This is a genomic window from Dictyobacter arantiisoli, assembly GCF_008326305.1.
Lineage (GTDB): Bacteria > Chloroflexota > Ktedonobacteria > Ktedonobacterales > Ktedonobacteraceae > Dictyobacter > Dictyobacter arantiisoli.
In genome coordinates, this window is sequence record NZ_BIXY01000099.1 from 1 (window position 1) to 23,329 (window position 23,329).

20 protein-coding genes are annotated in these 23,329 nt (G+C 55.3%); 19 read left to right on the forward strand and 1 reads right to left on the reverse strand.

Going from position 1 to position 23,329, the window contains the following annotated elements; all coding sequences use genetic code 11:
- Positions 1 to 182 precede the first annotated feature (182 nt).
- The 16 genes from F1593_RS23750 (at position 183) to F1593_RS23825 (ending at position 16,614) form a co-directional block, all read left to right on the forward strand.
- On the forward strand, positions 183 to 566 hold the full coding sequence (locus tag F1593_RS23750) for a hypothetical protein (RefSeq protein ID WP_149404046.1): 384 nt from the start codon (positions 183 to 185) through the stop codon (positions 564 to 566).
- Between the two features lie 66 nt (positions 567 to 632).
- Positions 633 to 1,220 carry a hypothetical protein gene (locus tag F1593_RS23755; protein ID WP_149404047.1) on the forward strand — a complete coding sequence of 196 codons (588 nt, stop codon included), beginning with the start codon at positions 633 to 635 and terminating at the stop codon, positions 1,218 to 1,220.
- A 7-nt stretch (positions 1,221 to 1,227) separates the two neighbouring features.
- On the forward strand, positions 1,228 to 3,333 hold the full coding sequence (locus F1593_RS23760; RefSeq protein ID WP_149404048.1) for a phage major capsid protein: 2,106 nt from the start codon (positions 1,228 to 1,230) through the stop codon (positions 3,331 to 3,333).
- A gap of 412 nt (positions 3,334 to 3,745) precedes the next feature.
- Positions 3,746 to 4,897, forward strand: a complete 1,152-nt coding sequence (locus F1593_RS23765; protein WP_149404049.1) for a hypothetical protein — start codon at positions 3,746 to 3,748, stop codon at positions 4,895 to 4,897.
- A 65-nt stretch (positions 4,898 to 4,962) separates the two neighbouring features.
- Positions 4,963 to 5,253: a hypothetical protein gene (locus F1593_RS23770; protein ID WP_149404050.1), complete on the forward strand. Its 291-nt coding sequence runs from the start codon at positions 4,963 to 4,965 to the stop codon at positions 5,251 to 5,253.
- Between the two features lie 38 nt (positions 5,254 to 5,291).
- A complete protein-coding gene (locus tag F1593_RS23775; RefSeq protein ID WP_149404051.1) occupies positions 5,292 to 5,891 on the forward strand; it encodes a hypothetical protein in 600 nt (199 codons plus the stop codon).
- Positions 5,888 to 6,223 carry a hypothetical protein gene (locus tag F1593_RS23780; protein ID WP_149404052.1) on the forward strand — a complete coding sequence of 112 codons (336 nt, stop codon included), beginning with the start codon at positions 5,888 to 5,890 and terminating at the stop codon, positions 6,221 to 6,223. Before F1593_RS23775 ends, F1593_RS23780 begins: the two co-directional genes overlap by 4 nt.
- Positions 6,217 to 8,253: a PLL family lectin gene (locus tag F1593_RS23785; RefSeq protein ID WP_149404053.1), complete on the forward strand. Its 2,037-nt coding sequence runs from the start codon at positions 6,217 to 6,219 to the stop codon at positions 8,251 to 8,253. Before F1593_RS23780 ends, F1593_RS23785 begins: the two co-directional genes overlap by 7 nt.
- A gap of 238 nt (positions 8,254 to 8,491) precedes the next feature.
- Positions 8,492 to 8,992, forward strand: coding sequence for a phage holin family protein (locus F1593_RS23790; RefSeq protein ID WP_172632403.1), 501 nt, complete (start codon positions 8,492 to 8,494; stop codon positions 8,990 to 8,992).
- Between the two features lie 37 nt (positions 8,993 to 9,029).
- On the forward strand, positions 9,030 to 10,202 hold the full coding sequence (locus F1593_RS23795; RefSeq protein ID WP_149404055.1) for a hypothetical protein: 1,173 nt from the start codon (positions 9,030 to 9,032) through the stop codon (positions 10,200 to 10,202).
- Between the two features lie 98 nt (positions 10,203 to 10,300).
- Positions 10,301 to 10,627, forward strand: coding sequence for a hypothetical protein (locus F1593_RS23800; RefSeq protein WP_149404056.1), 327 nt, complete (start codon positions 10,301 to 10,303; stop codon positions 10,625 to 10,627).
- On the forward strand, positions 10,627 to 11,064 hold the full coding sequence (locus F1593_RS23805) for a hypothetical protein (RefSeq protein ID WP_149404057.1): 438 nt from the start codon (positions 10,627 to 10,629) through the stop codon (positions 11,062 to 11,064). The genes F1593_RS23800 and F1593_RS23805 overlap by 1 nt, the downstream gene beginning before the upstream one ends.
- A 36-nt stretch (positions 11,065 to 11,100) precedes the next feature.
- The gene (locus tag F1593_RS23810) at positions 11,101 to 12,585 is read left to right on the forward strand and encodes a hypothetical protein (protein WP_149404058.1); all 1,485 of its coding nucleotides are present in this window, start codon (positions 11,101 to 11,103) and stop codon (positions 12,583 to 12,585) included.
- Positions 12,586 to 13,008: 423 nt separating this feature from the next.
- On the forward strand, positions 13,009 to 15,039 hold the full coding sequence (locus tag F1593_RS23815) for a beta-galactosidase (protein ID WP_149404059.1): 2,031 nt from the start codon (positions 13,009 to 13,011) through the stop codon (positions 15,037 to 15,039).
- Between the two features lie 46 nt (positions 15,040 to 15,085).
- A complete protein-coding gene (locus F1593_RS23820) occupies positions 15,086 to 15,424 on the forward strand; it encodes a cupin domain-containing protein (protein ID WP_371873902.1) in 339 nt (112 codons plus the stop codon).
- Between the two features lie 110 nt (positions 15,425 to 15,534).
- Positions 15,535 to 16,614, forward strand: coding sequence for a Gfo/Idh/MocA family protein (locus F1593_RS23825; protein WP_149404060.1), 1,080 nt, complete (start codon positions 15,535 to 15,537; stop codon positions 16,612 to 16,614).
- A 9-nt stretch (positions 16,615 to 16,623) separates the two neighbouring features.
- Here F1593_RS23825 and F1593_RS23830 read toward each other — a convergent pair whose 3' ends face one another.
- Positions 16,624 to 17,145, reverse strand: a complete 522-nt coding sequence (locus F1593_RS23830; protein WP_149404061.1) for a DinB family protein — start codon at positions 17,143 to 17,145, stop codon at positions 16,624 to 16,626.
- A 532-nt stretch (positions 17,146 to 17,677) separates the two neighbouring features.
- Here F1593_RS23830 and F1593_RS23835 point away from each other — a divergent pair.
- From F1593_RS23835 to F1593_RS23845, 3 genes are all read left to right on the forward strand, one after another.
- Positions 17,678 to 20,332, forward strand: coding sequence for a tetratricopeptide repeat protein (locus F1593_RS23835; RefSeq protein WP_149404062.1), 2,655 nt, complete (start codon positions 17,678 to 17,680; stop codon positions 20,330 to 20,332).
- 99 nt (positions 20,333 to 20,431) lie between these two features.
- Entirely contained in the window at positions 20,432 to 22,243 is a 1,812-nt protein-coding gene (locus F1593_RS23840) for an ABC transporter ATP-binding protein (protein WP_149404063.1), read from the forward strand.
- Positions 22,244 to 22,352: 109 nt separating this feature from the next.
- On the forward strand, positions 22,353 to 22,751 hold the full coding sequence (locus F1593_RS23845; protein WP_149404064.1) for a Het-E N-terminal domain-containing protein: 399 nt from the start codon (positions 22,353 to 22,355) through the stop codon (positions 22,749 to 22,751).
- Positions 22,752 to 23,329: the final 578 nt, after the last annotated feature.

Here is a 23,329-nt window from a genome sequence, read left to right on the forward strand (position 1 = left end):
ATCTAAGCACCAAACAAGGACGCATAGCAGGACTCAACGTCCGATTTTTTACGCATGTGCATCACAGCGATGGCTATAGTTATACAAAAGGAAGTGGGCATTCCTCCCCGGCCTGAAGGCGCGGGGCTTCTTGCCCATCTTATATGTGAAAAAGTGTCCATTACAACAGGAGGTCGTGCCTGATGCCACTCGATGCTCGCAAGCTGGATCATCTCAAAGTTGTCTCGGCCCGCACATGGATGGGGCGGCAAAAAACAATGATGTTTGTCACGCAGAGTAGTAACACTTTTAGTGCTGTACCCTGTACCGTCCTCTTTCGTTCTCAGACACTCCTTGATCTTGAGATTCCGAATCGCAACGGCCTGCCAGCTCACCAGCGCTACGATGCCTTGCTGGTCGCTCCGATGACAACAAACTTTGCCGGTGTCGCTTATATTGCGGATACAGCCAGTTCCACACCTGCCGCGATCCTGGGGGCCCGCAAATATCAGGTGCTTGAAACGGTACCGGGCGGCATGTTGCCAGGTGGGACACATATCACGGCTTATCTCCGCCATTTTGTCTGATGCTCATCGTCACATGTCCTTGCTGCAAGCAAACACCTGGCGAGTGTACTGAAAGGAAGGTTTCTTATGCATCCATCGTCTGACCCCTTGCGCAGCATGCGCCTTGTTCCCTTAGAGGTCGCGCAAGCCACGGCGTCCGAGCTCAATCTGGCTGGCGTCGCTGGCGTACCCGATCCGCAGCAACTGGCGCAATCTTCTCCGTCCGCGCCTCCAGTATCTGTGCATCTGCCCGATAGTAGTCAGCCTGTACGGCAATTGCCAGCATTACAGCCATTTGTGCCCGCACCTCCCGCGCTAGCTGCGCCCGAGAACTTCGAGGCAGATCCGCTGTATGGGGATCTCCTATCCAATCTTCATCGAGAGATGCTGGCGCCGTTGACGCAGGTTAGCATAGCGGATAAAGATGTGCCAGGACTGAGCGTGGTCGGTGAGGATACGGCGTTGCATGCGCTCTCTCCTGAACTAAACTTGCCCTCTGGCGCGGAACCCTGGATACCGGATCGTCCGGGCGATGTGGCTGCTGATGCGCCCGCGCTGCTCCAGGATTATCAACAGAGCGTCTCAGCGGCGTATCCCTCTGCCTGGATGGATCAGGCGCAGGCCGATGCGTGGCGTGCCCGGCACGTGAATTTGCTGGATCAAGGATGGGAGTAGACGAAAGATGACGCTAGTTTCTTCACCGCTGCAGGAGGCGCAGGCGATCTCGCTAACCGGACAGATCATAGAGCAGATAGAGTCTACCGATGGGCATGAGGTGCGGGTGACGGTGATTCAGGGTGGACGCTCAAAGAATGGCTATGCCTATGATGATGCCGCGTTACACACTATCGCGTCCTTGCTGGATGGCGCACAGGCCTACGCGGACCATGCACGCTCGGATGTCGATCAGGTTAATCGCTCGGTGCGCGATGTGGTGGGCTTCTATCACGATGTCCACTATGTGCCATCCTCTGCCTCCCAGTCCGTGTCCGTGGGACGAGTCGATGCGTCCCTGCACATCTTTGAGGCCGCCGATTGGCTCTGGTCCTTGATCAAAGAGGCATGCGCGTTGGGACGTCCCGAATTGATTGGCCTCTCGGTGGATATTCTGGGCCAATGGCAGGTGAATGAGCAAACACAGTCCAGAGACGTGACGAGCGTGCTGCAAGTCAATTCCTGTGATATTGTCACGCGTCCCAGCGCGGGTGGTGCGTTTCGCCGCATCCTCCATGCCGATACGCAGACGGCTCCCCGCGCCGTTCTTGATGATCATCCCGCTACTTTTGTTACGCATACTTCTAGCACACAAGGAGGCTCACCCCTTATGTCAGATACGATCATGACCGAACAGCTCACAGCATCCACCCTTCCTCCGACCACATCTCCCCTTGAAGGTGCTCGCCTGCTGGAACAACAGCAACAATTGGAGCAGCAACGTCTGGAGATGGAGCGCTTACTGGAGGATGCTCGTCTTCAGAAAGCTGCCCTGACCCTGGAACGCCGTTTACAGGAAAGCATCATTCCAGATGCGCTGAAGAGTCAGCTGCGTCAGCGTTTTCAGGGCCGTGTCTTTGAGGAGCGCGAACTGGAGGCTGAATTAAATTCCTCGCAGCAGTTGCTGGCCCAGTTGACACGCGATGGCGTGATCCGTGGGCATGGACATGAGAAGGCAACGGTCGGGCAGATGGTTACCGAGGCCGAGAAGGTACAGGCTGCCTTTGATGCCATGTTTGATCTGACCATTGATACCGCCAGATTGGGAAATATTCGCGGCTTTGTCAGTATCCATGAGGCATATGCCCGCGTGACAGGCGATGCCGTGCTACATGCGGGTATCAGTCATAGCTCGCATCTGGGACCCATTCATGTGGCGGAAAGCGCGCCGATTGGCCGTATCTCTGAAGCCGATACCACAACGGCCAGCTTCTCCTATCTCCTGGGCACCAGCATGAATAAGCGCTTACTCAAAGATTATCAGGCCTGGCCCGCCGAGTGGCAAAAGTTTGTCACTATCGCGCCCATTCGGGACTTCAAGCAGCAATCGCGTGTGCGTCTGGGCGCTTTTGGGAGCCTGTCGGTCGTCGCTGAAGATATGCCCTACAGTGCTGTGACCCTGACCGATTCGGCGGCCACCTATGTTCCACAAAAGCGTGGTAATCTGGTCACCATCTCGCGCGAAACGATCCTCAATGATGACTTGCAGGCGATTCGCCAGATCCCTACCAAACTCGCGGTGGCGGCTGCCTATACCCTGGCCGAGTTCGTCTACTCCTTCCTGTCAACCAATCCCTTGATTTACGATAGCTCGAATCTCTTTACCAGCGGTGCACCCCATACGAATCTGGGCACCGGCGCGCTTTCCACCACCGCTATGCAGAGTGGCATTACCGCTATGCGTGAACAGACCAACTATGCTGGTAAGCGCCTGGGCCTGCGTCCTCGCTATCTGGTGGTGCCGCCAGAACTAGAATGGACCAGTATGGTGGTCACGAAATCGGCTGGCGTTCCCGGTTCGCCGAACAACGATATTAACCCCATGCTGGGCTACGTCACCCCGATCATCTCTCCACAGTTGAGCAGTCCCAGCCAGTGGTTCCTGGTGGGCGATCCACGCGAGGTTGATACCATCGAGGTAGGTTTTGTGGGCGGGCAGGTGAATCCTTCTCTGTTCATTCAGGATCAGCCAGTGGTGGGATTGAACTTTACGCAGGATGTGATCTCGTACAAGATTCGCCATGAATATGGCGGTGCTGTGGTCGATTACCGTGGCCTCTATCGCGGTATCTAGACTTTTCTCACAGCGTGTTGACCTGATTGTTGATACATGTGGCAAGGGAGCAGAAGAACAGTGATTGAAAAGGTATGGAAACATGCTCGAATGTGTGCGATGTTCACACATCAGGGCGTAGCGAACTCTGGTTTGTCGGCAGACTGTACTACCGTTAATCCATGTATAGCGGATTACAGATGAAGGCAGCGTAAAGCGCCACTAGAGAGCATTCATCTCTCATTGGCTTCTAGGGAACCAAGAAGCGGTATCTTGCCCGGCTAGGGCCATACACTCCTCAAGAGTGCGATGTACTGCATGCAGATCAAAACAGTGTAGAGGTTAAAGAGGCTTCCTGTTCGGTCCAAGTGCAGCAACGAATATTGTTGTAAACACATTTTAACACAATTTAGAAAGCAGGAAGTGGTAAAAGATGACGCAGTTTATGAATGCCGATGGCTCGGGCCTGGTGGGAGCGCTGAATCCGTTAGGAAATGGACAGGCGTTGCAGGTGGATGGGAGTGGCAATTTGAAGGTGACGCCGGGTAGTGGTGCGGGGATCGATGGAGGGGTTGGCGCAGGTTTGACGCCTGAGGTCAGCTATCTTTTCAACAGTGGCGCGCCGGGCAATAACAATTTTGACCGTCAGCGCGAGTTACAGGGAAAGGGGATCATTTTTAATAATGTCACGGCTGGCTCGACGTTGGGATCGACCAGCCTGACGTTCTCGTCGGTGGCTGGCTTGCTGCCCGGTTCTCCTGTCTTACTGGTGGGTGGCGGCTATGTTGAGGTGGTGTATGTCTCCAATTCCTATGTTGTGGGCAGTAATCCTGTTTCTTTGCAGACCGGGTTGACGTATGCCAGCCATACGGGCGCCTTCTGGGATACCTATGCTCCGCAGGGGCCACAGCTCAATGGCCTGCTGGCAACCGGCATTGAGCCGGTGGCGAACGTGATCATCGATCCCAATGCCGGGAACTATTATATCGGGCGCGCAGCCTCACAGGACGGTTGCTCTGGTTCAAACATTCCCTTGATGAATGCGGCCCTGTTCAACGGCACCTCGCTGGATCGTGCCATCGGCCTCAATGGTGTTCCCAGTATGCAGAACTGGGTGCGCCAGCTGGCTTTACAGGGACATGCCTATCTGGCACAGAGTGGCCTGCAAAGCTCGGGAACCGGCACCAACGATTATCCGCTCAGCATTTTTAATCCAGCGGCCAGTGGCAAAACGATCCTGATCTATTCCATTCGCATCATGGCTGGTACGGCGGGAGCCAACTCTATCGTTGCCCGCCTCAAATTTACCACCACAGATCCTGCCTATAGCGGGAGTGCGACGGTCAGCAATCTGAAGGCTGGCGGGGCCAGTAGCGCCATTGCGGGCAGTTGCAGCTTCGCCACCAGCAATACCACGCCGGTTGCTCCTTTTCTCCAGATTGATATCGCCAACGGACCATTGGAGCTTTTACAAAACGATCAGATCCTGATTCTTCCATCCGGGAGTGCCAGTGGATTGAGCGTGTTCCTGGAAACCTATGCTGCCGGTAGCTATTGTTGCTCGGTCAAATATGTAGAATTTTAGCGGCACCTGCTGTACTTGTTAAGAACACGAACACGCTGCTCAAGCAGCTAAAGGAGAAATAGACGATGTTAGACCAGCTTGAATTTAGCTTTGGCCGTTACAATGGCGGCCAGACCGCACCCATCGGGAGCTATCTGAATCCGCGCACACTGGCTATCCAGCAATTGACGGCGGATGGAATGTTGCCCCTGGATGGAACCTGGGTGCGCGTAGATCCCTCGGGCACGCAAACGCTGGCGACAATTGCTACCAACGTCAATGCCGTGCTTGGCACCACCTATACCGCCGCCAGCTTTCATCTTCAGAGCAATAGTGATCTCATTGCCAATCCAGGCCAGGCCAGTAACGACGCCTAGCCCTATTGGAAGAATATGCAACGAAAGGAGGTGCCTCGATGGCACAGATAATCAAGCGCGCACTGTTGATGTCATTTGATCCCACGACCTACACGGCTTCGATCCTGCTCCTGGAGGCCACCTCCACCGTGCTGGCAGGTGTCCCGATAGCCTTTCATATGGATGGGACCAGTACGCTGACGAATGGCGCGTTGTGTGCGGTGCTTTTCTTTGATGAGAATAATTCCAGCGATGCTGTAATCCTGGCTGTCTATAGTACTGGTTCAGGGGTGCCCACGCCGCCGCCGGGCCGCATCACCTTTGTCGCGGGCTATCGTCAGATCGCGGGTGATACCCTCAGCGCCGGTACTGTGAATACCTACACTCTGGTTGGTGGCAGTTCGGGCCTGCCTGCCACAGTGCTGGGTGTACTCTACAAAGCCTACTTCAGCAGTGCGACAGTCAGCGCCTTTATCCAGATGGCACCCCATGCTGCCAGCGATCTCAGTGCGTATATCACGCTTGGCAATATCAGCACTGCCAACGCCACCATCAACGGTAGCGGTATCCTGCCAGTGGACAGCAGCGGACGGGCGGATATCAAGGCGCTGGTTGGCAATTGTAGTTTGACCCTCTATACCTACGGATATGTGCAATGAGTTCAAACGAGATTTTTGCGGTACATGCGCCGGAGCAGCGCATTGAACATTGGATCACACAGTTGGAGGCGCAGGCACAGTTGTTGCTCTCCGATATTGATGTGGAAGAGATTAATCAGAAAGAGCGGCTGGCATTAGCTCTGAAGATCGTTAATCAGATTCAGCGCTTTCTGACGATCCAGCAGAAGCTTGAGGCACCTGCTCCAACCAGCAATACCGTCAATATCCTGCTACAGAATCTGATGCGGCGCATGCGTGGCGAAGACGAGGAGGATCTGGCGGTGGATGAGCACGAACACGAACACGAAGAGGAGGGGGATGTGCAATGGTAAGAGTACTCAGTCCAAGCCTGATGGCAGCGGTAGGCGCGAGCACACGCGTTCCAGCTATTGCGATCTCTATCGAAGACCATGTTCCGCACTATCAATCCTATCAGACGCCCAACAGCACTGATGGCTGGAACGATGCCTGTATCGCCAACGATGGCAGTATTATTCGTGTCAGTCTGACGCGTGGCAGCAACATCTTCGCGCAATCCTTTCAATGGCAGCGTATCACCAATCCTGCCACTGCGGGACAGTGGAGCAGCTGGAATACCTTTGGTGGCGCGGCTTCGACCTGTTATCAGGATAGTGGTTGTGCTGTCTCTAACTCTAATGGGACGTTGCGTGCCTTTGCTCAGCAGGGAAGCAGCCGGGCACTCTGGACCTGGAGCAGTACCGATAATGGACAGACCTGGAGCGCAACCCCTGGCACCGTCCTCACGCCACCGAGCAGCGCGGCGCTCCTGGGGATTGGCAGTGCTGGCAACAACGATGTCTTTTTCCTCTATCAACTTGTCAGTGGCGTCTACACCGGCTGTGCCTTCTTTAGCGGAACCTGGAGTGCCCTGCATACCTCCAGCGTGTCTCCGCTGAACTATGGCGGTGGCGTAGCCGCTTATTGGGATGGCTCGGCCTATTGGATTGTCGCCAGCGATACCGCGACGCTCTACCTCTCTACCTACACACCGGGCAGCAATAGCTGGCTGGCCTATCAACCCATTGCGACGGCGGCCAGCGCCTTATTAGTTCGTCTCGCCCCGCGCCTGCAACGCGATCCTATCAGTGGCCTCTACACGCTCATCTCAATCGAGGAGGATACAGGCGTCAACACCGGCGCGGTCTACAGTTATCCCCGTCTGCGTCAGAGTAGTGATCTGCAACACTGGTCGCAAGGCACCATCCTCCATAGCATCAATGTCCAATATGGTGCTACGCTCATCGTGACACCAACGGCAACCTTTCTCAGTAGCATGCCAACCATTCTGCGTGCCAGAGCATACAACCAGAGCGATAGCAGCCAGCAGCTCAGCGTCAGCGGCACGCTGGATGCGTATAGCCAGAGCGATGAGATTGGCAAGCCTGGAAAATTGCAGCTCCTGCTGGATAATAACCAGGGAGCGTTATCCGCTCTGATCAGCCAGCCGAGTAATCCACAGCCATTGGGACCGCAGAGCTCGGTGATTGTACGGGCGGGCTATCGCACAGGATCTCCCGCCAATACGACCGAGCTGGTACGTGTGGGCACCTATCGGATCGAGCGTATTCAGGTCGTGCGTACGCAGCAGCAGCAGCAGCTTCGCCTGCTCTGTGTGGATACCACCGCTCAACTGGATCAACTCAACCGCTTCCAGATGACCTATACCTATCAGCAGCTTGGCTGGTTGTTGCGTGAGGTCTGTGCTCGCGCTGGACTCTTCTCGTTAGCATTGCCGACCGCCAGCCAGATCAATCAGACGGTGCCATACTTTGTTATCCAGGCTGCGCGCCCTTATCGTGCGGCCCTGGATGAGCTGTGCCGCATCTATGATCTCTCCTTCTTCCTGGACCAGAATGAAGTTGTGCAGTTCCGTGAACTCTCCGCCTCTGATCCCGTGACATGGACCTATCAACCGGAATTGGAGAGTATCACGTTTGGGAGTCAGCAGCAAAGTGGCAATCATGTTATTGTGACTGGCAAGCCGCCTGTCAGCGGCACCTCATCGGCACTCACCACCGCTGAAGCCTACGATGATACCAATCTCCAATGGACCGGACAGGAGCGTTTGATCCAGCATATTGACCAGAAATTGATTACCACGGCCCAATGCGCCAGCAAGGCTGCTTTCTTGCTGAGCAGCGCGCAACGCGCCCAGGTGCAACACCAGATCCAGGTTCCATTCAATCCTGCACATCAATTGCTGGACGTGATCAAAATCACCGATGCTAGTATCCCGCGTGGATCGGGTTTGAGCAGTGCTGGACGCATCATCCAGAGTGATGCTATCTACGATCCCGCGCAAGCCGCCTATACCCATACCTTACATCTCACCGGCGTCTGAGCATCTGATTTGTTCCTGTAGTGTAGTGCTTCGTCAAAGTTCATGTGAAGGGACCAGAGCGGGGATACAAGGGGCGGCAGCCCATTGACTGGGGGCTTGGGGGCTGTGCCCCCACCCCAATTTCGCCCCCTCTCCTCTGCCGCCGAAGGCGGCGTTTCAAATGAAGCTTGACAGAGCAGTAGTAGCATTTCTGTTTATAGTAGAGTTTTGGCTGAAGCCAGAGAAAGCGAGTTGTTGTATGCCTCCACAAGATGTCCTTTCGACTGTTCTGCTTAACATCTTTCCTTTTCTTTGTGTGGCCGCCATCTGGTGCCTTAAATTCTTCGAGCATCAATTGCCGGGTAAGCAGCAGGAAATGCTTGAAAAATGTGTTACGATGGCTGTCACGATGGCTGAGCAAGCCTATGATACCTATGGCCCCTTTGAAAAGAAGCAAATTGCCCTGCACGCCGCCATCGACCTGTTTCAGGCGTTTCATCTGCCCGTACCCCAGCCCGCCGCGCTGAATACTGCTATCGAGTCGGCGGTCTTCAACGTCCATCAAACGCAGCAAAAGCGACCCGCCAGTGCCTATCTGGATGCATCCACGCGTATGCTGGCTGTTCCGCCACTCAAGCCTGCAGCGCCGGTCGTCCCGCCGTCGAAGCCCGAAACTCCTGTAGCGGGCCGTGTAACCGTAGCGACGACAGCGCCATCCGCCACCAGCGTTGCCGTGCGCCCGACCAATCCATTATCCTAGTGTTGTGCGAATCCAGTGCTCTGTTGAGGAGGTAATAATGCTGCTCTCTGATCTTGAAAATCAGGTGCGCCTGGATCTCTTTGATCCAGCGGGAAGCAACCAGCGTTGGAGTCAGGCTGATATTGATCGCGCCATCGATAAGGCGCTGGATCGCTATTCGGCCTATTATCCCAACATTGTCTATAGCGACATGCCGACGCAGCCCTGGCAGCGCACCTATCCCTATCCCGTCAGTTGGAATGCCAGTTATCCGGTCTGGTGGATCGAGCGCATTCTGTATCCATTACAGTTGCCCGGCTCCTCTTTTGCGCCACCGAGCGCAGGGCCGTTAGCAACCGCTGTAGCTGGCTCTGGCCTGAGTGTGGGCAATTATCACTATGCCGTCACCTTTTTGTCGCCGGGTGGGGAGACCACGCCATCTCCATTGACGAATGTTGTCGTTGCCAGCGGTGCCCAGAGTATCAATCTGAGCGCAATCCCGCTTGCGCCAGCGCCAGTGCCAGCCCAGACGCTGAACTACACCAATATCGCCATTGGGCGCAACCTCTATCGCACCGGCGCGGGAGGCTCAATCCTCTATCTGCTGGCAACCTTATCCGATAACACGACCACAACCTATAGCGATAGCTTGCCCGATAGCATGCTCCTGACAATGGCACAGGCACCGACCGTCAACACTTCTGGTATCCCTTGCTGGCCGCCACGGGAACGCGCCTTCAGCGAATTCTCTAATCTATTCGACTCGGCGGTCGCGCTGGCGGTGGGTGGTAATCAAGGCAGTCAGGGCGCGGTTGGTGGAAGTCCGGGCTTTACCAGCACGCAGTCACCGAGTTTTACGCTCCAGCTTTCCACTGACGAATTGCCGCGCGATAATACGCGTGTCCTGCGCATCTTTTACGCGACCAAACATCAACTGGATAGCAATGGTTCCACGATTCCTGAAATGCATCGCGATATTATCGCCCTGGGCGCAAGTGCCTATGCCATGCAGGCTTATCAGGTGCCCACCAACGATAATTTCCTGTTTCAGGATGGCACGCTGCATGATCGCGTCGACGATACCCATATTCCGACCGCCTGGCTAACCATCGCGCAGCAGCGTATGGAGCAATTCCTGACGCGGCTGCAAGAAATCAAACAGCAGCGGGATTACTCCTCGGCTGCTCGTCTCCACTGGGGAGCAATTCCACTCCGCTGGGGTTTCATATAGTTGTGGTTTCATATAGCCTGAGACTGGTGAACGAGGGCGGCTACATGGGGTTTTCAGGTTGCGTGGAGTGGTTAGAGATCTTGAAGGGGAGAGTGTGTATGAATGTTGTGAGTGCGCTGAATCTGCTTTTGACGCTGGCCGGGATTATTGGGGGCATCATTGCCTATCGCAGTGGGATTGCTCGGAGCGCCAATCAGATTCAGGAGCGGGTGATCAATGCCCTGGAAGTGGAGATGAATAGTATGCGCTGCAAGCTAGAGGATATGAAGGCTGAGAATACCCGCCTCTGTGTCCTGATTGATACGATCTGTGCTGCTTTGCGTAAGCGTGGGCTGGCGGTCTCTATCGATGGGGATATGGTCTCGATCAGTGATGGTCATGGTCAGAGTACGACGACACGTATACAGGAGGAGTTGTTACGGTAATGCCAACGATTGGGATCGATTGCGAGATCATTTTAGATGGGACCGGTTATTTTGTGAAGCCGGGTAGCTATCAATTGCAGCAGCCGCGTATTCGTAAAGCCATGGTGCGTGCGGACGGATCGGAGTCCTATGTGGATCTGGGACCGGGCAAGCGTTTCTGGAGCATGGTCATACTCTGCTTTAATGAGTTGACGCGCTATGATGGTACGGCGACAGGGCTGACGGGTCAGCAATATCGTGATGCGTTGCGCGCTAGCTATCTCGGTAGCACCGGTGGCACCATCCTCTTCAGCGATCCACTGAATACAAGCATTGCGGTGCATTTCGATGCCTATCGTGAGCGCCTCCTGGATCTGCATAGTCAGATTATCGCCCTGGTAGCAGGTCAGGCGCTGGCGGCATCCTACGAAGTCACACTGGATTTATTAGAGGCATAAGGCGTAAGGCGTGAGGTGTAAGAGGAGGGCATGTTTATGGCTACGTCACAGCCCGGCATTGGCTGGTTCGCCCGCGATATCCTTGGGAAGCCGCTCTATCCCTATCAGGAGCGCGTTGGGGATGCTATTCTGACCTCTATTCGCGAGGGTCGGGGCGATACCTTTACCGTGATGTTTGCGCGCCAGATGGGGAAGAACCAGCTCAGTGCCGTGTTGGAGGCGTATCTCCTGTTTGCCTATGAGTCCGGCAGTATCGTCAAGGCTGCACCTACCTATAAGCCGCAGGTAGTGAATTCGCGCATGCGCCTGTTGAGCATGCTGGAAGCTCCACTCTTGCGTGCACGCGTCTGGAAATCCTTTGGCTATATCATTGGATTGGCCGCGCAGCCCGAACTGGTGGATGCCCAGACAGGCCCACGGATTATGTTCTTTTCCGCTGGACCCGAATCTTCGATTGTTGGTGCTACTGCCAGCCTGCTGCTTGAGCTCGACGAGGCCCAGGATATCCAGCCAGAAAAGTACGATATCGATCTAAAACCCATGTCGGCAACCAGCAATGCCACTACCGTCATGTATGGCACCGCCTGGTCGGATGATACCTTGTTGGCGCGTATGCGGGCGCATAATCTCTTATTGCAAGAGCAGGACGGCATCCAGCGCCATTTTGAGTATGACTGGCATACTCTGGCGCAGTTGAATCCTCGCTATCAGCGCTTTGTCGAGGGCGAGATCGCACGCCTGGGTGAGGACCATGTCTCGTTGCGTACGCAATATCGCTTATTGCCTATCAATGGGGCCGGTCTGCTCCTCAATGACCTTCAGCGCCATCTGTTGCGCGGCGTACATGGCTGGCAAGAGCAGCCTGCGGACAGCGCTAGCGAGGATGGTTATTATGTGGCGGGCCTCGATGTTGGGGGCGAGGAGCGTCCCCGACCGGGCGAGGAGAAGAAAGCGACGAATAAGCGCGACAGTACAGTGCTCACGCTCGGACGGGTCAGCTATCATGATCTGAATCTGCCCGGCATTGAGATTGTTCATCAGGCCTGGTGGACCGGTAAAAGCTATCGCGACCAGTATGCCGCCGTTAGTATGCTGATGCAGACCTGGAATATTCGCAAGTTGATCGTGGATAGCACAGGTCTGGGTGAAGGACTTGCCAGCTTGCTGTGTGATAAATTTGGGGCTGAGCGTGTCGTGGGCTATAAATTCAGCCGTCCCAGCAAGAGCCATCTTACCTATCAACTGCTCAGCCTGATCAACTCGGCGCGCCTCAAGCTTTATCGCCAGGAAGACGCGCCACAGTTTCTCTATGAGGAATGTTGGAAGCAATTGCGCCTCGCCCGCTATCGCATCCCAGGTGAAAATAGCATGGACATGTATGTAGATCCAGGCGAGGGACACGATGACTTCTTGATGAGCGTCGCCCTATGTGCCGAAGCCATCCGCGATCTTCAAGCGCAGCCGCTTGCCAGCCAGATTATCAAGCCGCGCCGAGCCTATTCAGAAGTAAGCCGTTTTTGACATCCAGCAGGTAAAGTAATAGTATAAAGAGAAGACATGGAGGAACGGAGAACGCCCGTCGTAGTCGTAGGCGTCACCCTTCACGGGCAATCCCGTTTTTATTTAGAATGTGTCTGACTTCTATCCCCATCAGGATCTTACTGTTTGACCTGCAGGCAGGCGCCTGCACCACACAATAAAACTGTTTTGAGCACCGTAGTGCTTCGTCAAAGTTCATTTGAAGGGACCAGAGCGGGGATGCAAGGGGCGGCAAGCCCCTTGACTGGGGGATTGGGGGCTGTGCCCCCAATTTCCCCCTCTCCTCTGCCGCCGAAGGCGGCGTTTCACATGAAGCTTGACAGTGCAGTAGGTGCGAAAAATCATGCACAGAGATCGTGGAGAGCATGGGAGTCCGACACATTCTTAGCAAAGCAGGTAAATAGTATGCAGCAACCATCATTTCCGCCTGTCAATTCTCGCCATCCTTCATTGTGGCATGGAGGCGATTATAATCCTGAGCAGTGGCCTGCCGAGGTGTGGGACGAGGATGTCCGCCTGATGCAGGAATGTGGTTATACGATTGCTACAATTGGCGTCTTTAGCTGGGTTTCGCTTCAGCCAGCCGAGGACCGCTTTACCTTTGAGTGGCTGGATGAGGTGATTAAGCGCCTCGCTGCCGCCGGTCGCGTGATCTGTCTGGCGACACCGAGTGCCGCGCAGCCCGCCTGGATGTCGCAACGCTATCCCGATGTCTTGCGGGTTGATGAGTATGGAGTGCGCCGTCATCATGGTGAGCGTTCCAACTACTGTCCCACCTCGCCCCACTATCGTGCCTTCGCCGTTGACATGGCCCGGCGGCTGGCGGAACGCTATCATCAGCATCCCGCCCTGGCCCTCTGGCATATTTCTAATGAATACGCCGGTGCTTGCTACTGTGATCACTGCGCCAGCGTCTTCCGTGATTGGCTCAAGACCCGCTATAGTAGCCTTGAGGATCTCAATCAGCACTGGTGGACGGCCTTCTGGAGCCACACCTATACCTCCTGGGATCAGATTGAGCCGCCCTATCAGAATGGCGAGCAGGCGGTTCATGGTCTGACCCTCGATTATAAGCGCTTCCAGAGCGAGATGATGCTGGAATGTTTCAAGGCTGAACGCGCCGCCATCCGCACCTTCTCGCAAGACATTCCTATCACTACCAACATGATGGGCACCTATCCTGTTCTGGACTATCGTGCCTGGGCCAAAGAGCTCGATGTCATCTCCTGGGACAACTATCCCCAGGTCAATGCTGCCCCCAGCGATATCGCCTTCACCCATGATCTCAACCGTGGCTTACGCGATGGACAGCCTTTCCTGCTGATGGAGCAGACGCCCAGCAGCCAGAACTGGCAGGCGGTCAACGCACTCAAGCGCCCGGGGATATTGCGCCTCTGGAGCTATCAGGCGATCGCGCACGGCTCTGATTCTGTGATGTATTTCCAGTGGCGGCGCGGTCGTGGAGGATGTGAGAAGCTGCACGGCGCGATCATCGAGCATAGTGGGAGTAGCGATACGCGTGTTTTTCGCGAGGTCAGCACGCTGGGCGGCGAACTGGCCGCCTTGCAGGATCGCACGCTGGGCGCAGTTACCGACGCTCGCATCGGATTGCTGTTTGATTGGGAGAATCGCTGGGCCTTAGAGGGGGCCATCGGGCCGGTACGCGATAAGCGCTATGCGGAAACGGTTCGCCAGCACTATGCCGCGCTCTGGCAGCAGCACGTTCCCGTTGACATCATCTTCAGCGACTCAGATCTCTCCCGCTATCAAATCGTCATTGCACCCATGCTCTATATGCTCAAGCCAGGGGTCGCCGAACGCATCGCCGCCTTCGTCGAGCAGGGTGGAACATTTATCACGACCTACATGAGTGGCATGGTCGATCAGCACGATCTGGCCTTCGAGAACGGCTATCCTGGACCCTTGCGAAAAGTCCTGGGCATCTGGAACGAAGAGATCGACGCGCTCTATCCCGATCAATACAACCAGATCGTCATGAGCGATGGGAGTGGCTCGTATCCCTGTAATCATCTCTGCGCCCTGGTACGCAACGAGGGAGCCAGCGTCCTTGCCACCTATGGCAGTGACTTCTATGCTAATACCCCCGCGCTTACCCGCAACACCTATGGAGCTGGCACCGCCTATTATCTTGCCAGCGCGCCCGATGACGCCTTCTTGAGCGACTTCTATCAGCGCCTCTGCCGCGAGCATCAGATCCAGCCCATCCTGAGTGTCCCGGACGGTATTGAAGTCACCCAGCGCCGTAACGAGCAAGGTTCTTTGTTATACCTGCTCAATCATAACGACCAGGAAACGCAGATCGCCCTGCCAGCAGCAACGCGCTATCGCAACCTGCTGCGTGACCGTAACCAGGAAGTAACGCACACCATCACCCTGGATGGCTACGACGTCGCCATCCTTGAAGAACTATCGTAGTTAAACCGTAGCTGAGGGAATAACGATGACAGGAAACGATATGGACATGTTTCAGCCTTTGCAGCGCATCAATCTGACGGAACTCTCGCAAGCTATTACGGAACGCTATCGGAATTTTGTGGTCAACGAGGTCAACGAGAGCTGCCTGCGCCTTGCGGTTATGGAAGGCGAATATCCCTGGCATCGCCATCCGGGGGCGGATGAGTTGTTCTTGATTCTGGAGGGCGAGCTGATCATTGATTTTCAGGAGCATGAGACGGTAACGTTGCATCCCAACGATATCTTCACGGTTCCTGCGGGCGTGGTCCATCGCACACGTGCCCTGCAACGTACGGTCAATCTTTGTTTTGAGCATACTCAGGCCACGACTGAATTTATCGTATAATTTTGTAGAGATAAGACAAGACGCATTCATTACGCACTCTTTCTCGTAACAATTCTTCTCTTAATGGAAAAACATGAAGCAATAAGATAAGTGAGATTTTAAGAAAATTTATGGTAACACCTGTTAAATTTGGAATTATTGGTGGTGGATGGCGTTCCCTGTTCTTTTTGCGTATCGCACAGGCTCTACCGGAGCGCTTCCGGGTCGGTGGGATGCTCTTGCGCAATCCTGAGAAGGGACAGGCCCTGGCCGTTGAATGGAATGTGCCTGTCTTTACCTCTCTGGATGAGTTGCTGGCTGTGCCCGATCTGCAGTTTGTCGTCGTCTCCGTCCCCTGGCGGGTTGCGCCCGAGTATCTGCGCCAACTGACCGAGCGTGGGATACCAGTTCTGTGCGAGACTCCGCCCGCGCCTGATCTGGCGGGCCTGCTCAGCTTGCAGCCCTTGATCGACGCGGGCGCAAAGATCCAGGTCGCGGAACAGTATCTGTTTCAGCCGCTGCATGCCACGCGCATCGCCCTGGCGCGTTCGGGCAAGCTCGGCACGATATCCCAGGTCCAGCTCTCCGTGGTCCACGGCTATCATGGCATCAGCCTGATCCGCCAATTGCTGGGTATTCAGTTTGAGAATGCCACGATCAGTGCGCGTGCGCACATCACGCCCCTTGTCGTCGGCACCGATAAAAATGGCAATCCTCCTGCCCGCGAGCAGATCCAGCCGTCCCGACAGGTGATTGCCACACTTGAGTTTGGTGATAAATTTGCCATTTATGATTTCGCTGGCGAGCAATATCATTCCTGGATACGTGCGCCACGTGTCCTGATCCGTGGTGAGCGCGGTGAAATCACCGACACCCATCTGCGCTATCTACAGGATTTTCAGACGCCGCTCATGCTGGAATTGCAGCGCCAGGACACCGGGCACTACGGCAATCTGGAAGGATACTACCATCGTGGCATTATTGTCGGTGACACCTGGCTCTATCGCAATCCTTTCCCTTTTGCCCGCTTCAACGACGACGAAATCGCCGTAGCGACCAGCCTGGCCCGCATGGCCGATTATGTCGCTGGCGGCCCCGACTTCTACAGCCTGGCTGAGGCCGCCCAGGATCACTATCTCAGCCTGCTCATCGACCAGGCCTGTAACAGCGGAGAAACCATCCGCAGCGAAACCCAGAGCTGGGCTTTCTAGTTACTGCCATTAAAAATTGCCATAAATCCCTGGCAGGCCATATCCGCCCAGGGCCAGGGATAGCTCGCCTCCGTGATGGATCTCGTGTTCGAGAACGTGCCAGAGAATCCATTGCAATGTGCGTGGCGGGAAGTTTTCCCGCTCTTCTTCTCTTAAGGTTGCTGGAGGTGAGAAGACCTGCTCAAGATCAGCGGGCGTCCAGCGGGCGAGGGCATCGGCGATCATCTGCCAGGTGGACTGTAGACCGGCGACCAGTGCAGTGGCATCCAGCGCAGGTTGCTCCTGCACTTCCCCAGGGTTCCAATTGGCGATGGGAGCAAGATCGGGATTGCCCTCGCCCATCCAGACCTGGAACCACCAGACGCGGTTCGCCACCATATGTTGGACGATCATCCCGATGGTCCATTGATGCGATGCAGCCGGTAACGCCAGCTGTTGGATTGACAGCGGCGCGATAGTTTCGATGAGGCTGCGCTGGTAGCTCGCCCAGCCCTTATAAAATGTCATAAGAGGAAGTGCTTGTTCCGTCATCTTTGTACTCCTTGCTTCAAATGCAGTGCTATCACTTTATCACTTTATCACTTTATCGCTCACGATAGCCTGATCATTCTAGCATGGAAACGGGCGCAAAACTTCTTCCATCTTGCCCTTTTAGCATCATCCTGATTACCTCAATCATCCTGACAGGGGCCGATAAAAATCATCTTTCCTGTGTAATACTTGACATAATAATATACGCTATCAGGCCGGGCGTCTGCGCCGAAACGCAGGCCCCATATCGAACAACAAGCAATCGCGAGGAGAACTGTAGGTGCGGTCGCAACCGAGGTGCGCTTTCCCGTTCACCGTACGAGCATCTCCCCCCAACGCTTTATGGTGCTTCCTGGCATGACCGCAACGGGATAAGGATTGATCATGGCATATCTTTCTGTTGCTACTTTTGTGTTAAAGTGGACTTCTCAATACGTTTAATATTATAGAGTTACATATACTGTATTATTGTATTATTATATTGAAGATCAGTATATCTTTATTCAGCAGGGAGCAGGAAGCGAGGGAAGGCATGGACACGCCTGATCTCCGGGAACCATTTCAGTATCTGGGACAGGCAACGAATAGCGCTGTCACTAATAGTGGGACTGCCAATAATTACAACTTTCAAGATGGACAACATCAGCATCATCACTATGCGCCCGCCAAAGCCTGGACGCCGCCGATGATGTTGCCGCCGCGTGCTCAATTCTTTGTGGGCCGCGAAGACGATCTCGCCTGGCTGCTTGATCAGCTACAGAGTGATACCGGCAGAACCCTGGCCCTCTGCGGTCCCGGCGGCATGGGCAAAACCGCCCTGGCTGCCGAATCCCTCAACCGCCTGATCGATCAAGAGGACTGGTTAGAGCGCTTTCCCGGCGGCATCTTCTATCACTCCTTCTACGCCACACCCTCCCTCGCCATCGCCTTTGAGCAACTGGCTCTCCTCTTCAATGAAGAAGTTGGTGCTGACCCCTACCGCGCGGCCCTGCGTGCCCTCAGCCGTCGTCGCACCCTCCTTGTCTTTGATGGCCTCGAAGTCCTGGAGGACACGCAACCGCTGCGGCAAATTGGCGGCAAGCACATCATCATCCTGCTCTCACGTCGCCAATCCGACGCGCCCGATGTAACGCATCGCCGCACGCTTGAACTGCTCTCTCCCCAACAGGGACGTGATCTCTTGCAGCAATTAGCAGGCCCGCGTGCCACCGATCAACACAGTGTCGAGCGGCTTGTCACACATATTGGGGGTTTTCCCCTGGCCCTGCAACTCATCGGCAGCTATCTTTCTTCGAGGCAGGAGGATGTGGCGGTTTACCTGCAGCGTTTCGAGCAGACGGGATTGCCCTCCTTGCATCACGGGGATCATCAGAACCAGAGCGTGCAGCGCGTTCTGCACTATACCTATGCTTCCCTGACCCCACGTGAGCAACAGCTCTTCATCCTGCTTGGACTACTTGCCCCCGCCCCCTTTCCTCTCGAACTTATCGCAGGAATAGTCGATGATGATGCATTATCACTGCAAGAGATGCTCGGATCACTGGTCAATCTCAGCCTGTTACGCCGACCCGGCGAGAACTATGAGGTCAGCCATCCCCTCGTGCATACTTACGCCTCCATGCTCCGACAGACCAAAATGGAGACTAGAACCACGTTTCCCTGGTGGCAGCGTGTGTTGTCCTGGCCCAGAAAAAAAGATGTGTTATCAGGCTTCGTTATGGACTGGCAAGATCGTCTTATGGCAATTTTGATTGCTCATTTTGCTCAGAGTGATCCCTACGATAGAGTGTCTCTGCCTCTCTGGCAACCACATGTCTTGCCACTACTTTCGACTGAACATCTATCGACAGATCAGTTACTCAGGACTGCCCGCCTTTTTACTACTGTCGGTTTCGCTGTTTTCACTCAGGGGAAGTATGCAGAAGCGGAGCCGTTGTGTAAGCGGGCGCTGGCGATCCGAGAGGAGCACTTGGGAGCGAGGCATCCCGCCACCGCAAACAGCCTGAACAATCTGGCAGCCCTCTATCGCGCCCAGGGGAAGTATGCAGACGCGGAGCCGTTGTATAAGCGAGCGCTGGCAATCCGAGAGGAGCAATTGGGAGCGAGGCATCCCGCCACCGCAAACAGCCTGAACAATCTGGCAGCCCTCTATAATGCCCAGGGGAAGTATGCAGACGCGGAGCCGTTGTATAAGCGAGCGCTGGCAATCCGAGAGGAGCACTTGGGAGCGAGGCATCCCGCCACCGCAACTAGCCTGAACAATCTGGCAGAGCTCTATCGCGCCCAGGGAAAGTATGCAGACGCGGAGCCGTTGTATAGGCGAGCGCTGGCAATCCATGAGGAGCAATTGGGAGCGAGGCATCCCGATACAGCAAGCATCCTGAACAATCTGGCCTTGTTCTATGCTGAACAGGGGAAGTATGAGGAAGCGGAGCCGTTGTATAAGCGGGCGCTGGCAATCCATGAGGAGCAATTGGGAGGAAATCATCCCGCCACCGCAAGCATCCTGAACAACCTGGCGTCCCTCTATCGCGCCCAGGGGGAGCATGCAGAAGCGGAGCCGTTGTATAGGCGAGCACTGGCGATCCATGAGGAGCACTTGGGCGCGAGGCATCCCGACACCGCTCTGAGTCTGAACAATCTGGCAGCCCTCTATCGCGCCCAGGGGAAGTATGCAGACGCGGAGCCGTTGTATAAGCGAGCGCTGGCGATCTATGAGGTGCACTTGGGAGCGAGGCATCCCGACACCGCAAACAGCCTGAACAATCTGGCGGCCTTCTATCACAACCAGGGGAAGTATGCAGAAGCGGAGCCGTTGTATAAGCGAGCGCTGGCGATCCGAGAGGAGCAATTGGGAGGAAATCATCCCGCCACCGCAAGCATCCTGAACAACCTGGCGTCCCTCTATCGCGCCCAGGGGGAGCATGCAGAAGCGGAGCCGTTGTATAAGCGAGCGCTGGCGATCTATGAGGAGCAATTGGGAGCGAGGCATCCCGCCACCGCAACTAGCCTGAACAATCTGGCAGAGCTCTATCACAACCAGGGGAAGTATGGGGAAGCGGAGCCGTTGTATAAGCGGGCGCTGGCGATCATTGTGCAACGGTTGGGAGAGAGTCATCCCGATACACAGACCATTGCGGCGAATTATGCTGCTTTGCTGGAGGCGATGAAGAGCGATGAGAAGTGAGGAAGTGAGGAAGTGAGGAAGGAAGGGTATTTGCATATTTCTTTATTGCGATATATCTTATTATTATAAAATAGGTATTGGAAAGGAACGCCCTTATTTATGTTTGGACGTCAACGTACCGCTTCAGCCGCAAAACCCCTTGCCGGATCAGAGTCTGGATCTCAGCCCAACCGTTCGACGGCTGCCACGGCTCGTCGCCTCTTTAGTTTCTTGCGACCGTTCTGGCTTTTTATGTTTGGTGCTGGCATCTGTCTGGTGTTTGCCAGCGGGACAAATCTGGTCTTTCCCTGGGTGATCCAGCATCTGCTGGATAGTGTCTTTTTGCATCACGATCCCGCCCTGCTGAACAGGATTGCGCTGCTCCTGCTGGCGGTTTTTGCGTTCAGCATGCTGCTTGGCTTTGGACAGAATTATCTGATTTCCTATGTGGGTGAGCGCCTGGTGGCCGATTTGCGCAAGCAGGTCCATGCTCATCTGCAAAGCCTGCCGCTGGCTTTTTTCACGCAACGGCAGGTTGGCGATATTATGTCGCGGGTCACGACGGATGTGACGCGTGTCCAGGCGGGTCTGACCACCAACGTTTTGAGCCTGATCCAGCAGGTGATCACTCTGAGTGGCTCTGTCCTGATCATTGCGTTGCTCGATTGGCGGCTCACCCTGCTGATCCTGCTGGTTGTCCCGCTGATCGTGCTCTCGGCGCTGCTGTTTGGTCGCCGTTTCCGTGGTTATAGCAAGGCGGTGCAGGACGAGCTGGGTGCAGTCAGCTCGCTGCTTGAGGAGACGCTCTCCTCTATCCGCGTGGTCAAGACGTTTGCCCGCGAGCCATACGAGATCGAGCGCTTCAATAGCGGCGTGGAGCGGACATTTACCCTGTCAATGCATCTGACACGGGCACGGGCCTTCTTCTCGCCCCTGGTCAGCTTTCTGGCCTTTGTGAGCGTGGTGATCGTAATCTGGTTTGGAGGCACCGAGGTGCTGGCAGGCCGCCTCACTCCGGGCCAACTGGTCTCGTTTGTCATCTACATGGTTCTGATCGCCGGACCCGTGGCGCAACTGGGCAATCTCTACGGACAGATCCAGGAGTCGCTTGGCGCGGCTGAGCGTATTTTTGAGGTGCTTGATGCCGTCCCTGAGCGGCCCGATCTTCCCACCGCCATCGCCCTGCCCGCGCTGGCCGGGAAGATCGTTTTTGATCACGTTTCATTCGGCTATCATCTCGATACCCCTGTTCTGCGCGACCTCTCGTTGACAGTATCCGCCGGGCAGACTGTGGCCGTGGTTGGACCCAGCGGCGCTGGCAAAACTACCATCACCGGGCTGATTGCGCGCCTGTACGAGCCGGATCGTGGACAGATCCTGGTGGATGGCTATGATCTGCAAGAGATCAAGATTCGCTCATTGCGTGAGCAAATCGCGCTGGTGCCCCAGGAGCCGACCCTCTTTGGTGGAACTATTCGCGAGAATATCGCCTATGGGCGGTTAAATGCCACACTGGCGGAGATAGAGGCCGCCGCTGAGTCTGCTCATGCCGCCGAGTTTATCGAGCGCCTGCCGCTGGGATACGAGACGCTGGTGGGCGAACGGGGCGTCAAGCTGTCAGCGGGCCAACGCCAGCGCATCGCCATTGCGCGTGCCGTCCTGCGCAATCCCCGCATCCTCATTCTGGATGAGGCCACCGCCTCGCTGGACAACGAATCCGAGGCCCTGGTCCAGGACGCGCTCCGCCGTCTGATGCGCCAGCGCACCACCCTGGTCATTGCCCACCGCCTGACCACGATTGAGGATGCCGATCAGATCCTGGTGCTCGATCATGGACAGATCGTGGAGCAGGGCAAACATACCGAACTGCTCGCCCAGGAAGGACTCTACGCCCGCCTGTATCATCGCCAGTTCGACGCCGAACCGGCCTGAACGACAGAACGGCTGAATCTTGCATCGCTTGTGAGATTCAGCCATCCTCTTCGTTAATAAGGGAAAGGGAAAAAATCTATCATTCTTCCATTCAAGAAAGGATTGTTATATGGATCCTGTGAGTCTGGCTTTGATTACCGCCATTGGTGCGGGGGTGACCGATGTCGAGAAATCGTCTCTGACCGAAGGTTATACCGCCCTGAAACAGCGCCTGCTTGATAAGATTGGCTCGTGCCATCCCAACGTCCCGCAGGCGCTCAGTGATTTGGAGGCTTCCCCAAATTCCAGAGGGCGTCAGGCCGTCCTGGTCGAAGCGATCACCGAGGCCAAGGTATCCCATGATCCTGACTTGCAGCAGCTTGCGCAGGCGCTGCTGGAGCAACTCAAACAAACTCAGGGCGGGACACAGATCATCTATCATGTAGATCACAGTGCCCTCTCCAATTCGGGGCATGCCACCAACTACAACATCCAGGGTGATCAGCACATCACCCATCCCGACAAGTAGCAAGAAGGAAGCGAGAAGCATGATGGAGAAGTGTAGGTGCGTGCCGAGGTCGCAACCGAGGTGCGCTTTCCGGTTCATCGTACTCGCCGCTGGCATGATGATGGGGTAGGGATGGACCTACGTGTGAGCATATTTAGGGTAATTAACCAATAATCTATCATGACAAAGAGTCAGAAGGAAGCGAGAAGCATGATGGAGAAGTGTAGGTGCGTGCCGAGGTCGCAACCGAGGTGCGCTTTCCGGTTCATCGTATCGTAATCTCGCCGCTGGCATGATGATGGGGTAGGGATGGACCTACGTGTGAGCATATTTAGGGTAATTAACCAATAATCTATCATGACAAGTAGCAAGAAGGAAGCGAGAAGCATGATGGAGAAGTGTAGGTGCGTGCCGAGGTCGCAACCCTGTCTGTTACCCACATTTTTGGAGTGAAGAAATGATAGAATAGAAGAAAGGAAAAATGAAGAAAAGAGAGAGAGAGAAGAAAAAATGGAGCAAGAGCGCATACAAACCGCTGAACAGTGGGCCGTCCTGAACTATGGGACAGCATTGCTGGCTGATACACGACACACCGCCCG

Coding starts and splice junctions, on each gene's coding strand:
- F1593_RS23750 (WP_149404046.1), top strand. CDS start 183: ATGCCACTCGATGCTCGCAAGCTGGATCATCTCAAAGTTGTCTCGGCC.
- F1593_RS23755 (WP_149404047.1), top strand. CDS start 633: ATGCATCCATCGTCTGACCCCTTGCGCAGCATGCGCCTTGTTCCCTTA.
- F1593_RS23760 (WP_149404048.1), top strand. CDS start 1,228: ATGACGCTAGTTTCTTCACCGCTGCAGGAGGCGCAGGCGATCTCGCTA.
- F1593_RS23765 (WP_149404049.1), top strand. CDS start 3,746: ATGACGCAGTTTATGAATGCCGATGGCTCGGGCCTGGTGGGAGCGCTG.
- F1593_RS23770 (WP_149404050.1), top strand. CDS start 4,963: ATGTTAGACCAGCTTGAATTTAGCTTTGGCCGTTACAATGGCGGCCAG.
- F1593_RS23775 (WP_149404051.1), top strand. CDS start 5,292: ATGGCACAGATAATCAAGCGCGCACTGTTGATGTCATTTGATCCCACG.
- F1593_RS23780 (WP_149404052.1), top strand. CDS start 5,888: ATGAGTTCAAACGAGATTTTTGCGGTACATGCGCCGGAGCAGCGCATT.
- F1593_RS23785 (WP_149404053.1), top strand. CDS start 6,217: ATGGTAAGAGTACTCAGTCCAAGCCTGATGGCAGCGGTAGGCGCGAGC.
- F1593_RS23790 (WP_172632403.1), top strand. CDS start 8,492: ATGCCTCCACAAGATGTCCTTTCGACTGTTCTGCTTAACATCTTTCCT.
- F1593_RS23795 (WP_149404055.1), top strand. CDS start 9,030: ATGCTGCTCTCTGATCTTGAAAATCAGGTGCGCCTGGATCTCTTTGAT.
- F1593_RS23800 (WP_149404056.1), top strand. CDS start 10,301: ATGAATGTTGTGAGTGCGCTGAATCTGCTTTTGACGCTGGCCGGGATT.
- F1593_RS23805 (WP_149404057.1), top strand. CDS start 10,627: ATGCCAACGATTGGGATCGATTGCGAGATCATTTTAGATGGGACCGGT.
- F1593_RS23810 (WP_149404058.1), top strand. CDS start 11,101: ATGGCTACGTCACAGCCCGGCATTGGCTGGTTCGCCCGCGATATCCTT.
- F1593_RS23815 (WP_149404059.1), top strand. CDS start 13,009: ATGCAGCAACCATCATTTCCGCCTGTCAATTCTCGCCATCCTTCATTG.
- F1593_RS23820 (WP_371873902.1), top strand. CDS start 15,086: ATGTTTCAGCCTTTGCAGCGCATCAATCTGACGGAACTCTCGCAAGCT.
- F1593_RS23825 (WP_149404060.1), top strand. CDS start 15,535: ATGGTAACACCTGTTAAATTTGGAATTATTGGTGGTGGATGGCGTTCC.
- F1593_RS23830 (WP_149404061.1), bottom strand. CDS start 17,145: ATGACGGAACAAGCACTTCCTCTTATGACATTTTATAAGGGCTGGGCG.
- F1593_RS23835 (WP_149404062.1), top strand. CDS start 17,678: ATGGACACGCCTGATCTCCGGGAACCATTTCAGTATCTGGGACAGGCA.
- F1593_RS23840 (WP_149404063.1), top strand. CDS start 20,432: ATGTTTGGACGTCAACGTACCGCTTCAGCCGCAAAACCCCTTGCCGGA.
- F1593_RS23845 (WP_149404064.1), top strand. CDS start 22,353: ATGGATCCTGTGAGTCTGGCTTTGATTACCGCCATTGGTGCGGGGGTG.